The organism is Paraburkholderia sp. UYCP14C (assembly GCF_004197395.1).
GTDB lineage: Bacteria > Pseudomonadota > Gammaproteobacteria > Burkholderiales > Burkholderiaceae > Paraburkholderia.
The window spans coordinates 55,095-67,442 of the sequence record NZ_SELS01000009.1 but is presented as its reverse complement, the minus strand read 5'-3'; the positions used below and the strand labels follow the sequence as shown (position 1 = coordinate 67,442).

At 66.9% G+C, this 12,348-nt stretch carries 10 protein-coding genes; 5 read left to right on the top strand and 5 right to left on the bottom strand.

Features of this window, described 5'->3' with window-relative positions; all coding sequences use genetic code 11:
- Positions 1–31 precede the first annotated feature (31 nt).
- From EVC45_RS10830 to EVC45_RS10820, 3 genes are all read left to right on the top strand, one after another.
- Complete coding sequence (locus EVC45_RS10830; protein WP_129957990.1) at positions 32–1,816, top strand: IlvD/Edd family dehydratase; 1,785 nt, start codon at positions 32–34, stop codon at positions 1,814–1,816.
- Positions 1,817–1,900: 84 nt separating this feature from the next.
- Positions 1,901–3,088 carry a fumarylacetoacetate hydrolase family protein gene (locus tag EVC45_RS10825; protein WP_129957989.1) on the top strand — a complete coding sequence of 396 codons (1,188 nt, stop codon included), beginning with the start codon at positions 1,901–1,903 and terminating at the stop codon, positions 3,086–3,088.
- Positions 3,089–3,127: 39 nt separating this feature from the next.
- Positions 3,128–4,570 (top strand): aldehyde dehydrogenase family protein, encoded by a 1,443-nt coding sequence (locus EVC45_RS10820; RefSeq protein WP_129957988.1) that lies wholly within the window; start codon positions 3,128–3,130, stop codon positions 4,568–4,570.
- A gap of 153 nt (positions 4,571–4,723) precedes the next feature.
- On the opposite strand, the gene EVC45_RS10815 is transcribed toward EVC45_RS10820, so the two are convergent.
- From EVC45_RS10815 to EVC45_RS10805, 3 genes are all read right to left on the bottom strand, one after another.
- Positions 4,724–4,990: a DUF4148 domain-containing protein gene (locus EVC45_RS10815; protein WP_129957987.1), complete on the bottom strand. Its 267-nt coding sequence runs from the start codon at positions 4,988–4,990 to the stop codon at positions 4,724–4,726.
- 179 nt (positions 4,991–5,169) lie between these two features.
- Positions 5,170–6,003, bottom strand: a complete 834-nt coding sequence (locus EVC45_RS10810; RefSeq protein ID WP_129957986.1) for a DUF2182 domain-containing protein — start codon at positions 6,001–6,003, stop codon at positions 5,170–5,172.
- Positions 6,000–6,764 (bottom strand): DUF899 domain-containing protein, encoded by a 765-nt coding sequence (locus EVC45_RS10805; protein WP_129957985.1) that lies wholly within the window; start codon positions 6,762–6,764, stop codon positions 6,000–6,002. Before EVC45_RS10805 ends, EVC45_RS10810 begins: the two co-directional genes overlap by 4 nt.
- 167 nt (positions 6,765–6,931) lie before the next feature.
- On the opposite strand from EVC45_RS10805, the gene EVC45_RS10800 reads away from it, so the two are divergent.
- Both EVC45_RS10800 and EVC45_RS10795 read left to right on the top strand, forming a co-directional pair.
- Complete coding sequence (locus tag EVC45_RS10800) at positions 6,932–8,161, top strand: helix-turn-helix domain-containing protein (protein ID WP_129957984.1); 1,230 nt, start codon at positions 6,932–6,934, stop codon at positions 8,159–8,161.
- A 14-nt stretch (positions 8,162–8,175) separates the two neighbouring features.
- Positions 8,176–8,850, top strand: coding sequence for a PQQ-binding-like beta-propeller repeat protein (locus EVC45_RS10795; protein WP_129957983.1), 675 nt, complete (start codon positions 8,176–8,178; stop codon positions 8,848–8,850).
- 32 nt (positions 8,851–8,882) lie between these two features.
- Here the strand turns inward: EVC45_RS10795 and EVC45_RS10790 are convergent, their stop codons facing one another.
- Positions 8,883–11,978 (bottom strand): proton-conducting transporter membrane subunit, encoded by a 3,096-nt coding sequence (locus EVC45_RS10790; RefSeq protein WP_129957982.1) that lies wholly within the window; start codon positions 11,976–11,978, stop codon positions 8,883–8,885.
- Complete coding sequence (locus EVC45_RS10785) at positions 11,972–12,346, bottom strand: sodium:proton antiporter (RefSeq protein ID WP_129957981.1); 375 nt, start codon at positions 12,344–12,346, stop codon at positions 11,972–11,974. Before EVC45_RS10785 ends, EVC45_RS10790 begins: the two co-directional genes overlap by 7 nt.
- Positions 12,347–12,348 lie beyond the last annotated feature (2 nt).

Below are 12,348 nucleotides of genomic sequence, written 5' to 3'. Positions count from 1 at the left end.
CAACCCTCATCAAGACAGAGAGATAAGCATCATGTCAGCATCCACCCCGCGCCGGCTGCGCAGCCAGGAATGGTTCGACGATCCTTCGCACGCGGATATGACGGCGCTGTACGTCGAGCGTTTCATGAACTACGGCCTGACGCGCGAAGAGTTGCAGTCGGGCCGGCCGATCATCGGCATCGCGCAGACGGGCAGCGATCTCGCGCCGTGCAACCGGCATCACATCGAACTCGCGGCGCGCACGAAGGCCGGCATTCGCGACGCGGGCGGCATTCCGATGGAGTTTCCGGTGCATCCGCTCGCCGAGCAGAGCCGCCGCCCGACCGCCGCGCTCGACCGAAATCTCGCCTACCTCGGCCTCGTCGAGATCCTGCACGGCTTCCCGCTCGACGGCGTCGTGCTGACCACCGGCTGCGACAAGACCACGCCCGCGTGCCTGATGGCCGCGGCCACCGTCGACATGCCGGCGATCGTGCTGTCCGGCGGCCCGATGCTCGACGGCTGGCACCATGGTGAGCGCGTCGGCTCGGGCACCGTGATCTGGCATGCGCGCAATTTGCTCGCGGCCGGCGAGATCGACTACGAAGGCTTCATGGAGCTGACCACCGCGTCGTCGCCGTCGATCGGTCACTGCAACACGATGGGCACCGCGCTGTCGATGAACAGCCTCGCCGAAGCGCTCGGCATGTCGCTGCCCGGTTGCGCGAGCATTCCGGCCGCCTACCGCGAGCGCGGCCAGATGGCCTACGCGACCGGCAAGCGCATCGTCGACCTGGTGCGCGAAGACCTGCGGCCATCGAAGATCATGACGAAGGAAGCGTTCGAAAACGCGATCGTCGTCGCTTCGGCGCTCGGCGCGTCGACCAACTGCCCGCCGCATCTGATCGCGATCGCGCGGCACATGGGTGTCGAGCTGAGTCTGGAGGACTGGCAGCGCGTCGGCGAGCAGGTGCCGCTGATCGTCAACTGCATGCCCGCCGGCGAATATCTCGGCGAGAGCTTCCATCGCGCGGGCGGCGTGCCGGCGGTGATGCGCGAACTCGCGAAAGGCGGCCTCGTGCACGAGGAGTGCCTGACCGTGTCGGGCCGCACGATGGGCGAAATCGCGGCCGCCGCACCCACGCCGGATCGCGAGGTCATCAAGACGACCGACGAACCGCTGAAGCACGGCGCGGGCTTCATGGTGCTGTCGGGCAACTTCTTCGACAGCGCGATCATGAAGATGTCGGTGGTCGGCGATGCGTTCCGCAAGACCTATCTGAGCGAGCCTGGCGCGGAAAACACCTTCGAAGCACGCGCCATCGTGTTCGACGGTCCCGAGGACTATCACGCGCGCATCAACGACCCGTCGCTCGAAATCGACGAGCATTGCATCCTCGTGATTCGCGGCACGGGCACGGTCGGCTATCCGGGCAGCGCCGAGGTGGTCAACATGGCGCCGCCGGCGGCGCTCGTGCGCCAGGGCATCACCTCGCTGCCTACCCTGGGCGACGGGCGTCAGAGCGGCACGTCCGCGAGCCCGTCGATTCTGAACATGTCGCCGGAAGCGGCGGTGGGCGGCGGTCTTGCGCTCCTGCGCACGAACGACCGCATCCGGGTCGATCTGAATTCGCGCAGCGTCGACGTGCTGGTCGACGAAGCCGAACTCGCGCGACGCCGCGAAACCGTGAAGTTCGAGATTCCGCCCGCGCAAACGCCGTGGCAGGAGCTGTACCGCAAGACGGTCGGCCAGCTTTCGACCGGCGGCTGTCTCGAACCGGCGACGCTTTATCTGAAGGTGATTGCCGAGCGCGGCAATCCACGCCATTCGCATTGACATGCAGGTGACAAGGCCGGGCTTCGCACGCAACGCGACGCCCGGCCTTGCCCGTTTCTCCACTTATTCGACAGAGCCCATCCCATGTCCGCAACTTCCTCCTCCAGCTTTCTTCCCGATGATCTGAACGATGCGCTGCTGATCGGCCGCGTGTGGCGCAAGACCGAGCAGCACGAAGGACCGTGCGTGGTCGTCGTGCGCGGCGGCGAGGTGTTCGACATCACCGCGACCGTGCCGACCACCGCCGATCTGTTCGAGCGCGACGATGCCGCGCAACTCGCGCGCAGCGCGCCGGGCGTACCGCTCGGGCCGGTTGCGCAGCTGCTCGCGGCGAATCAGCCCGGCGCCGACGCGCCCGCCGTGCGCCTGCTCGCCCCGTGCGACGTGCAGGCGATCAAGGCCTGCGGCGTCACGTTCGCGGTGAGCCTGATCGAGCGCGTGATCGAGGAGCAGGCCGGCGGCGATCCGGCAAAGGCGAAGGAAGTGCGCGAGACGATCGCATCGACGATCGGCACCGACCTGTCGAAGATCAAGCCGGGCTCGGAAGCCGCGATGAAGCTGAAGGCAGAACTCGAACGACGTGATGCGTGGTCGCAATACATGGAAGTCGGCATCGGTCCGGACGCCGAGGTATTTTCGAAGTCGCAGCCGATGTCGGCGGTCGGCTTCGGTGCGGACGTCGGCCTGCTCGCCGCGTCGGTGTGGAACAACCCGGAGCCGGAGATCGTGCTGGCGGTGAATAGCCGCGGCGGCATCGTCGGCGCGACGCTCGGCAACGACGTGAACCTGCGCGACATCGAAGGCCGCTCGGCGCTGCTGCTCGGCAAGTGCAAGGACAACAACGGCTCGTGCGCGATCGGCCCGTTCGTGCGGCTGTTCGACGGCACGTTCTCGCTCGACTCGGTGCGCAGCGCGAGCGTGTCGCTGCGCGTCGAAGGCGCCGACGACGACTTCGTGCTCGACGGCGTGAGCCACATGAGCGAGATCAGCCGCGACCCGGCCGACCTCGTCGCGCAAACCTGCGGCCGTCACCACCAGTACCCGGACGGCTTCATGCTGTTCCTCGGCACGATGTTCTCGCCGATCAAGGACCGCGACGCGCCCGGCGGCGGTTTCACGCACCACCTCGGCGACCGCGTGACGATCTCGACGCCGCAGCTCGGCGCGCTGACCAACACGGTGCGTTTGTCGACCGAAATCGAACCGTGGACGTTCGGCGTTCGCGCGCTGTATCGCAACCTCGCGGCTCGCGGCCTGCTGGTTGCTGAGTAACCGGAGAGTCGCTGCAGTTTTCGAAAGGAGAGTCAGGACATGAGTCAATTTGCAAACTACATCGATGGACAGTGGGTCGACGGCGCGAGCGTGTCGCGCAACGTCAATCCGTCGAATCTCGACGACGTGATCGGCGAATTCGCGCAGGCCGACGCCGAGCAGACGCACCGCGCGATCAGCGCCGCGCGCAAGGCGTTCGCGACGTGGTCGCTGTCCACGCCGCAGCAGCGCTTCGATGTGCTCGATCAGGCGGGCAGCGCGATCCTCGCGCGCAAGGCGGAGCTCGGCAAGCTGCTCGCGCGTGAAGAGGGCAAGACGCTGCCCGAGGCGATCGGCGAAGTGGGCCGCGCCGGGCAGATCTTCAAGTTCTTCGCTGGCGAAGCGCTGCGCCTCGGCGGCGAAATCGTGCCGTCGGTGCGGCCGGGCATGACGGTCGAAATGACGCGCGAGCCGGTCGGCGTGGTCGGCCTGATCACGCCGTGGAATTTTCCGATCGCGATTCCGGCGTGGAAGATCGCACCGGCGCTCGCGTACGGCAACACGGTCGTGATCAAGCCGGCCGATCTGGTGCCGGGCAGCACGTGGGAGCTCGTCAAGATCATCGCCGAGGCGGGCGCGCCGGCGGGCGTGATCAACCTCGTGATGGGGCGCGGCTCGGTGGTCGGCGAGGCGCTGGTGTCGTCGCCGGATGTGGATGCGATCAGCTTTACCGGTTCCGTCTCGACGGGTCGCGCGATCGGCGCGAAGTGCTTCGAGTCGGGCAAGAAATTCCAGCTCGAAATGGGCGGCAAGAACCCGATGGTCGTGCTCGACGACGCCGATCTCGACGTCGCGGTCGAAGCCTGCGTCAACGGCGCGTTCTATTCGACGGGCCAGCGTTGCACGGCGTCGAGCCGGCTGATCGTGACCGCCGGGATCCATGACCGTTTCATCGATGCGATGAAGGCGCGCATGCGCGCGCTGAAGGTCGGCGATGCGCTCGCGGACGGCACGCAGATCGGTCCGGTCGTCGACGACAAGCAACTGGCACAGGACGAGCGCTATCTGGCGGTCGCGCGCGAAGAGGGCGGCACGGTGTTCGGCGGCGAGCGCGTCGAAGGCTCGACGCAGGGCTACTTCCTCGCGCCGGCGCTGGTCACCGAGACGACCTCGGCGATGCGCATCAACCGCGAAGAGGTGTTCGGGCCGGTGGCGTCGGTCATCAAGGTCAAGGACTACCAGGAAGCACTCGCGACTGCCAACGATACCGAGTTCGGCTTGTCGGCCGGCATCTGCACGACGTCGCTGAAGTACGCGAGTCATTTCCGCCGCCATGTGCAGGCGGGCATGGTGATGGTCAACACCGCGACGGCGGGTGTCGATTATCACGTGCCGTTCGGCGGCCGGAAGGGCTCGAGCTACGGCCCGCGCGAGCAGGGCGCCTACGCCCGCGAGTTCTATACGTCGGTGAAGACCGCGTATATCAACCCGGGCGCGGTCTGACGCGAGACTGGCGGCGCACCCCAGAGCGGAACTGGCCCGCCATCGCATTGAATCGCGATGGCGGGCCAGCAGGGGAAGCTGCGAGAGCGCTATGGCAGAGCGCTCCGGCAGGTACGGCTACATCAACAGCAACTTTCCAACCGGGAACGCGGCTTACTGCGCTGCGCGGCCTTGCTCCGACGAACCGCTGGTCACACCGCCGACCGCGCTGTTTTGCGCGGCGACGCGGGCTTCGGCAGCCTGAATGTTCGACGGATATTCGTTCGGGTTCGAACGTGCCGGGTTGTAGCCGGCCTTTTCGACCTGAACCAGCTCTTCACGGACTTGCGCGCGGGTCAGCGGCTGGTTCGATTGAGCGAAAACGGCAACCGGAGCAGCGAGGGTAGCGGCGATAACGACAGCTTGAACGAGCGATTTCATTTTTAACTACCTCCAGGTTTTTATCTTGTTAGGCTGCGAAACTCGTTTGTTTGCAGCAGTGATGACAGTCTAGGGGGAGCGGGAACTAGGGTAAATACCTAATTTCCGAACTCACTGTTTCCAAAATTAAAACAATATCGGGACAGTACGACTGCCGAGCATCGCTTTGCGACCCTGTATTAGCCGGCTGACACGGCCTGAGCGAGCAACCAGCCGGCCGCGCCGACGGCTATGGCGCCGATCGCCCGTGCGACGCGCGCGCCGTCCGGTGCCAGGCGCTCAGCGGTGATGGCGACCGTCACGGCGGCCATCGAGCGCAGATCCATGATGCCGACGACCAGCAGAATGGCGGTGAGACCCGCGCAGCAACCGACACAGTCGATACCGATGCGCAGACCGTATCGCCGCGCGCTTGCCGCATCGGCGGCGAGACTCGGGGTCGCGCGGCAGCAGGCGAGGCGGCGGGCTTTCCACGTACTGAACTGCAACGCGCCGGCGAGCAGGACGACGATGCTGGCCGCCAGCGGCACCGAACGCGCGAGCGCGGGCCACCGCAATTCGAGCGCCGCGAGCGACGCGCCCAGCGCAAACACGCCCGCGCCAAGCGCCGTCCAAACCACCGTGTACCCGCCGCTCACGAACATCGTCAGCAGGGCCAGTCGGCCCGCACCTGTGCGCGAGCCGATCGCGTCGCGATAGCGCAGCAGCGCCGGCAGCAACGACGGCAGCATCATCGCCGCCATCATCACGATCCACATGCCGATGAACGACACCGCCGCGCGGGCCCACGTGCGCCCGCAGGTCGGCATCCACAGCGTCGACATCGACCAGCCGCCGGGCATCGGCAGCGTGCCCATCGCCGACATCGACGCGTTGTGCGCGAGGGTCGCCGCGACGCTCGCGGCGAACACCAACGCGCAGACGCCGACGAACACGCGCTGCGATGTGCGCGCCGCGCGCCAGGTGGCGAACTGCTGCCCGCTCGCGCAGACAGCGCGCACGAGCGGGCTCATGACCGCTCGTACTCGTCGTGACGGCGCCACCAGATGCCCGTCTCGTTGCGTCCCTTCGGCGCGCGATCGAGCCACTGATACATGCCCCACAGCGCATCGACGCCGCGCGCGTAGGTCGAGTACGTGTGATAGACGTCGCCGTCTTCGAGCACGAACGCGCTCATGCCGGGCCGGTCGCGCGAAAAGGTGGCCGCGTCGGTGCCGCAGGTCGCCGCGAACTGCGCGACGGGTTCGGGCGCGGGGCTCACGTCCATCGCGTGACCGTTGCGCGCGTAGTTGTACTCGATCGTGCCTTCGCGCTGCTGCGTCTCGGTAAACGACACGTTGAAGTCGAAATTGAAATCGCCGCTTGCCGACGACGCCCATGGAAACGTCCAGCCCATGCGCCGCTTGTATGTCTGCAGCTTTTCGAGCGGCGCGCGCGACACCGCCATCAGCATCACGTCGTGATGCGCGAGATGCACGGCGAAGCCGCCGAAGCCGTCCGCGATCGACGAGCACGACGGGCAGCCCGCCTTGTAGTCGGGGCCGAACATGAAGTGGTAGACGAGCAGCTGCGAACGACCTCCGAACAGATCGGCGAGCGATGCGCTGCCTTCTTCGGTATCGAAACGATAGGCTTTGTCGACCCTCACCCACGGCAGCGCCTGGCGTTGCCGCGCGAGTTCGTCGCCGTGTCGCGTGTGGGCTTTTTCCGCGTCGAGCAGCGCGCGTCGCGCGTCGAGCCACTGTTCGCGTGTTCCGGTCGGATGCGTAGTCATCGTGGGTTCCTCCGTGGGTCGTACCGTGCCGCGCGAGCCCTTGCCCGACGGCGTCGGTAGCGGTTGATGGTCATGCTAGATTAGGGGTGGACATCGACCGGGTGGGAGTGACAAGTGTGGCGGGATTCGCTTGATCCAATGACGTGCTGCGCGCGGACTCGCACGCCGTGGACGCGCTGATTTCGGCGGCGGCGCGCGCGCTCGCGGCCGGCGATCCGCTCGGTGCGCTCGACCGCGTCGCGCTGCGTGACGACGCGCCGGCGCTCGCGCTGCGCGGCATTGCGATGGCGCAGCTCGGCGATTTCGTGCGCGCCAAGGCGCTGGTGCGCGGCGCCGCGCGCGGGTTCGGCGCGCAGCATGCGGTGGCGCGCGCGCGATGCGTGGTCGCCGAAGCGGAGATCGCGCTCGCGTCGCGCGATCTCGCATGGCCCGCCAGAACACTCGACTCGGCGACCGCCACGCTCGATGCGCACGGCGATCGCGTCAATGCCGCGCATGCGCGCTATCTGGCGGCGCGGCGTCTGCTGCTGATCGGCCGTCTCGACGAAGCGGAGCGCAAGCTTGCCGCGCTCGAGCCGCGGCTGTTCCCGCCCGCGTTGCGGGCCGCGCACGAGCTGGTGGTCGCGGGGGTCGCGCTGCGCCGTTTGCGCAGCGTCGCTGCGCGTGCCGCGCTGGCGCGGGCGGCACGCGCGGCTCGCGAGGCCGGTATTCCCGCGTTGATCGCGGAAGTCGAAAGCGCCTCGGTCACACTGAGCCAGCCGGCGGCGCGCATCGTCGCGCATGGCGAAGAAGAACCGATCCTGCTCGATGAAGTCGAGAAGCTACTGAGCTCGAACCAGGCGGGTGGACCGCTGATCGTCGACGCTTGCCGCTACGCGATCCGCGATGCGAACGCGGCGGTCGCGCTCGCGAGCCGACCGGTGTTGTTCGCGCTCGCCCGCATGCTCGGCGAGGCATGGCCCGATGACGTGCCGCGCGACGCGCTAGTCGCACGCGCGTTTCGCGCCAAACGCGCCGACGAATCGCATCGCGCGCGATTACGTGTCGAGATCGGCCGGCTGCGCGCGGCGCTCGGCACGCTCGCGAGCGTCAGTGCGACGGCGCGCGGCTTCGCAATCGCGCCGCGTCATGCGCGCGAGGTCGTCGTGCTGGCGCCGCCGGTCGAAAGCGAGCATGCGACTCTGCTCGCGTTTCTGTCGGATGGCGAATCGTGGTCGAGTTCCGCGCTTGCTCTCGTGCTCGGCGCGAGTCAGCGCACCGTGCAGCGCTCGCTCGACGCGCTCGCCGCGGCCGGCAAGGTGCAGCCGGTGGGCGACGGGCGCGCGCGCCGCTGGATGACGCCGCCCCTCGCCGGATTCGCGACGGCTTTGTTACTCCCTTCCCCGTTCCCTTCGTGATTAGGATGGCAACCATGAACCGCTCAGCCGCCAGAATCGTCCGCGAATATGGGCCCTTTACGGGCGTCGACAAAGTGCATGGGGTCACCTACGACGGCCGGCAGGTGTGGATCGCGACCGGCGAACGGCTCGACGCGTTCGATCCGGCGAGCGGCGAGACGCTGCGCTCGATCGCGGTGCCCGCCGACGCGGGCACGGCCTTCGACGGCGAGCACCTGTTCCAGATCGCGGACGGCCGCATCCAGAAGATCGATCCGCAAAGCGGCCAGGTACTGTCGACGATCGCGGCACCCGGCGACGGCGGCCAGTCGGGGCTGACATGGGCCGAGGGTTCGCTGTGGGTCGGTCAGTATCCGGAGCGAAAAATCTATCAGGTCGATCCGGAGACGGGCGCGGTGCTGCGCACGATCGAATCGAACCGCTTCGTGACCGGCATCACGTGGGTCGACGGCGAGCTATGGCATGGCACGTGGGAAGGTGACGAGAGCGAACTCAGGCATATCGATCCGCGCAGCGGCGAGGTGCTGGAGAGCGTCGAGATGCCGGCCGGCGCGGGTATCTCCGGACTCGAATCGAACGGCGCGGATCTGTTCTTCTGCGGCGGCGGCGGCAGCGGGCTCGTCCGGGCCGTGCAGCGTCCCGCGCGAGAGCGCGGCGCGGAATTAGCGGTCGATTCGACGAGCGAGTGAGTGATGACGCGAGTCGCGCGGCGTCGTTGTCGTCATTGCGTGCCCGCCGCGCCCAGGCCCGTGCTCGCGAAATAGATCACGAGAAAATACAGCAGCACATAGAGCGCGTAGGTCTGCCCGTTGCCGGTATAGACGCGCCGCATCCATGCCGCCGCCGCGAGCGCGAAGTGCGAGAGGCCGCGCCAGAACATCTGCGCGACCGGCGGCACCGTGCGGCTCAGGATCGGCCGGTAGAAGTGGTAAAAGTCGGGGCCGTTGCGCGCGTTGCCGCGGCGGCTGCGGTAGTACAGCACACCGAGCCCGAACACGATCGCCGTGACGATCAGCACGACGATCACGACCGGCGTCGGATTCCAGAACCCGTAAATACTTTCGAGCGACATGCCGCCCCACACCAGCGTCGCCGCGAACTGCGGATCGATCGCGGCCGACACCGGCTCGATCAGCAGCTTCGGGAAGAACGACAGGATCACGATGCCGACCACGAACAGGAACTGCGGAATCAGCAGCATGATGGGTGCTTCGCGCACTGCCTGCCGCTGCGGCGGGCGCGGCTTCAGGAACAGGCCGTTCAGCAGCCGCAGCATGTACAGAAAGCCGGCGCAGGTCGCGATCAGCCCGCACACCGCGAGCCCGTACCAGCCTTTGTCGGTCATTGCGCTCAGCAGCAGCCATTTGCCGCCGAAGCCCATCAGCGGCGGCAGGCCCGACATCGACACGAGCGCGACCACGACCATTGCGAACGTGAGCGGCATCTCGCGTGCAAGGCCGCCTACATCGGCGAAGTTGCGCGTGCCGGTGCGCAGGATCACGCCCGCGAGCGCGAGGAACAGGATGCCCTTCACGAACATGTGATTGGCGACGAGGTACAGCGCGGTGACCCAGCCGAGGTGGCTCATCAGGCCGATCGCGGTGACGATATAGCCGATCTGGCTCATGCTCGACAGCGCGAGCATGCGTTTGAAGTCGTTCTGCCGCAGCGCCATCAGCGCGCCGAACAGCGTCGTCAGCATGCCGATCCACGTCATCACGTGCGCGAGTTCGAGGCCGACCTCCGAGCGTATGGTCAGGTAGGTGCCGATCAGCAGGCCGAACATCGCGACCTTGCTGACCACCGCCGACAGCATCGCGGTCACGTCGTCTTCCGCCTCGGTGTAGGCGCCCGGCAGCCACACGTGCACGCCGATCGCGCCGGCCTTGATCAGGAAGCCGGTCGCGAGCAGCACGAACGCGCGGTTCGCTTCCGGTCCCGAGTGGATCAGCGCCGATAGCGCGATGGTGTCGTCGATCGCCGCGATGTTGGCGAAGCCCGCCAGCAGGAAGAACGCGGCCAGTAGCGAAAACAGCAGGAAGGTCAGCACGTGCGGTCCCGCGCGCCGGCACTTCGCGATCAGGAAGCACGACGACAGCGTGATGATTTCCCAGCTATAGAAGAATTCGAGCGACGTCGACGAGCGCAGCAGCGCCGGGATCGACAGCGACAGCACGACCAGCATCGGATAGAAGCCGGCGCGTACGTCGTCGCGGTAGAGACTCGCCGCTGCGATCACGAGGCTGCCCGCGAGCAGAAGCCAGGTGAACAACCCGGCGATACCGCCCGAGCCCTCGCAGAGCAGACTGCCGATCAGCCCGATCGCGATCAGCGCGAGCACGCCTTTCACGCGTCCCGGCAGACGATCGGCCGCATAGAACAGCGCGCCCGCCATCAGCGGCGAGAAGATCCACGGCGACGCGACACCCGAGAACACGGCTGCCATATAGGCCGCCGCAATCAGCAGCACGGCGACGCCGAGCAGCGGCAGCAGCGCGGCGAGGTTGGGGCGAGCTTTGGCTTCGACACCCGACGGAGCCAGCGCGCGCACGAACCAGTGGAACATGTAACCCGCTTCGAGCAGCGAGCCGGTGAGGATCAGCACGATCCAGTAGGGCTTGCCGGCGGCGGTCAGGCGCATCACGAGTTCCCACTTCGCCCAGAAGCCGGGGAACGGCGGCAGCCCCGCGATCGCGACGAGGAACAGGCCGAGCAGGCCGATCAGCAGTGGGCTGCGCGACAGGATCGCGCGCGCATCGTCGCCGTGGCGTCGCAGCACGCCGATCAGCCAGAACAGCCCCGCCTTCGCGAACAGATGGTTGATGAAGAGGCCGCCGACGACGAGCGGGATCGAGGTATCCGCGCCGATCTGGCGCAGCAACGCGAGCGACAGCATCAATAGCGCCATTTGGCCGATCGACGAATAGCCGAGCACGCGTTGCGGTTTCGTCTGCTTGATCGCGAGCAGATTCGAAAACAGGAACGTGACGCCGCCCGATACGGCGAGCAGCGTGAGCTGGCCGTCGAACAGCGGCAGCAATTTCAGCAGCGCGAAAAACACGCCCGCCGATACGCCGACCGATACCATTGCGGCGACACCGCTCGGCGCGGTCTCGTAGACGTCGAGCCCCCAGCCGTTGGCCGGAAACGGCTTCAGCTCGATCACGAGGCTCGCGAATACGAGCAGGATCGCGGTGGTGCCGATCGGGCCGCCGATCTGGTTGCGCAGCGACAGCAGTTCGTCGATATTCAGCGTGCCGGCCACGTAGTACAGCAACATCGCGCCGAGCAGGAACAGCGTCGACGCGATCACGGTCGCAAAGATGTACTTGAACGCGGCGGCGAGCGCGGCGGGCGTGCGTTCGAGCCCGAACAGGCCGTAGGTCGCGATCGACACGATCTCGAGAAACACGAACAGGTTGAACAGGTCGCGGGTCATCACCATGCCGTCGATGCCCATCACCAGAATCAGGTACAGCAGCAACGCCGCGTAGTTGCCGCGCAGACGATCCCACAGATGCAATGCGCCGAGCAGCGCGACCACGTTGACGCTGAACGTGAAAAAGCCTTCCCACAAGCCGAAGCGCAGATTGATCGACACCGGCGGCAGCGCGCCGGCGGTCAGGATCTCGATCGTGTCGCCGCCGTCGAGCAGGCCGTAGAACGACACGCCGGACACGAGCACGATGCCGCACAACGCGATGAAAAAGCCGAGCGTGAGCCACGGCTTGCCGAGCCGGTACAGCAGCGGAATGACGAAGCCGCCGCCGAGCCCGAGGATGAAGATATGCAGCGGATGAAAGAGCGCGGCTACCATTTCGACTCGGTGAAGGCGTCGATGGAGAGGGTCTTTTTGGCGGCGTAAAGACGGATCGCGAACGACAGCATGATGGCGGTGACCGAAAGCCCGATCACGATCGCCGTGACGACGAGCGCCGATGGAATCGGATCGATCGCGCGGTGCGCGGCGGCGGATTTGCTGAGCGCCGCGTCGATGATCGGCGCGGTGCCGCCCGTGATGTAGCCGGTCGCGACCATCACGATGTGCAGGCCCGTGTCGATCACCGCGAAGGCGATGATGATGCGCAGGATGTTGCGGTGGGTCAGCATGCCCCACAGGCCGATCAGCGACAGGCAGAAGCCCGTGATCAGCAGGATCTTCGAAACCGGGATGCCCGTGCTCATGC

What these genes read in the sequence shown, in the direction of transcription:
- EVC45_RS10830 (WP_129957990.1), top strand. Translation starts at nt 32, where the DNA reads ATGTCAGCATCCACCCCGCGCCGGCTGCGCAGCCAGGAATGGTTCGAC.
- EVC45_RS10825 (WP_129957989.1), top strand. Translation starts at nt 1,901, where the DNA reads ATGTCCGCAACTTCCTCCTCCAGCTTTCTTCCCGATGATCTGAACGAT.
- EVC45_RS10820 (WP_129957988.1), top strand. Translation starts at nt 3,128, where the DNA reads ATGAGTCAATTTGCAAACTACATCGATGGACAGTGGGTCGACGGCGCG.
- EVC45_RS10815 (WP_129957987.1), bottom strand. Translation starts at nt 4,990, where the DNA reads ATGAAATCGCTCGTTCAAGCTGTCGTTATCGCCGCTACCCTCGCTGCT.
- EVC45_RS10810 (WP_129957986.1), bottom strand. Translation starts at nt 6,003, where the DNA reads ATGAGCCCGCTCGTGCGCGCTGTCTGCGCGAGCGGGCAGCAGTTCGCC.
- EVC45_RS10805 (WP_129957985.1), bottom strand. Translation starts at nt 6,764, where the DNA reads ATGACTACGCATCCGACCGGAACACGCGAACAGTGGCTCGACGCGCGA.
- EVC45_RS10795 (WP_129957983.1), top strand. Translation starts at nt 8,176, where the DNA reads ATGAACCGCTCAGCCGCCAGAATCGTCCGCGAATATGGGCCCTTTACG.
- EVC45_RS10790 (WP_129957982.1), bottom strand. Translation starts at nt 11,978, where the DNA reads ATGGTAGCCGCGCTCTTTCATCCGCTGCATATCTTCATCCTCGGGCTC.
- EVC45_RS10785 (WP_129957981.1), bottom strand. Translation starts at nt 12,346, where the DNA reads ATGAGCACGGGCATCCCGGTTTCGAAGATCCTGCTGATCACGGGCTTC.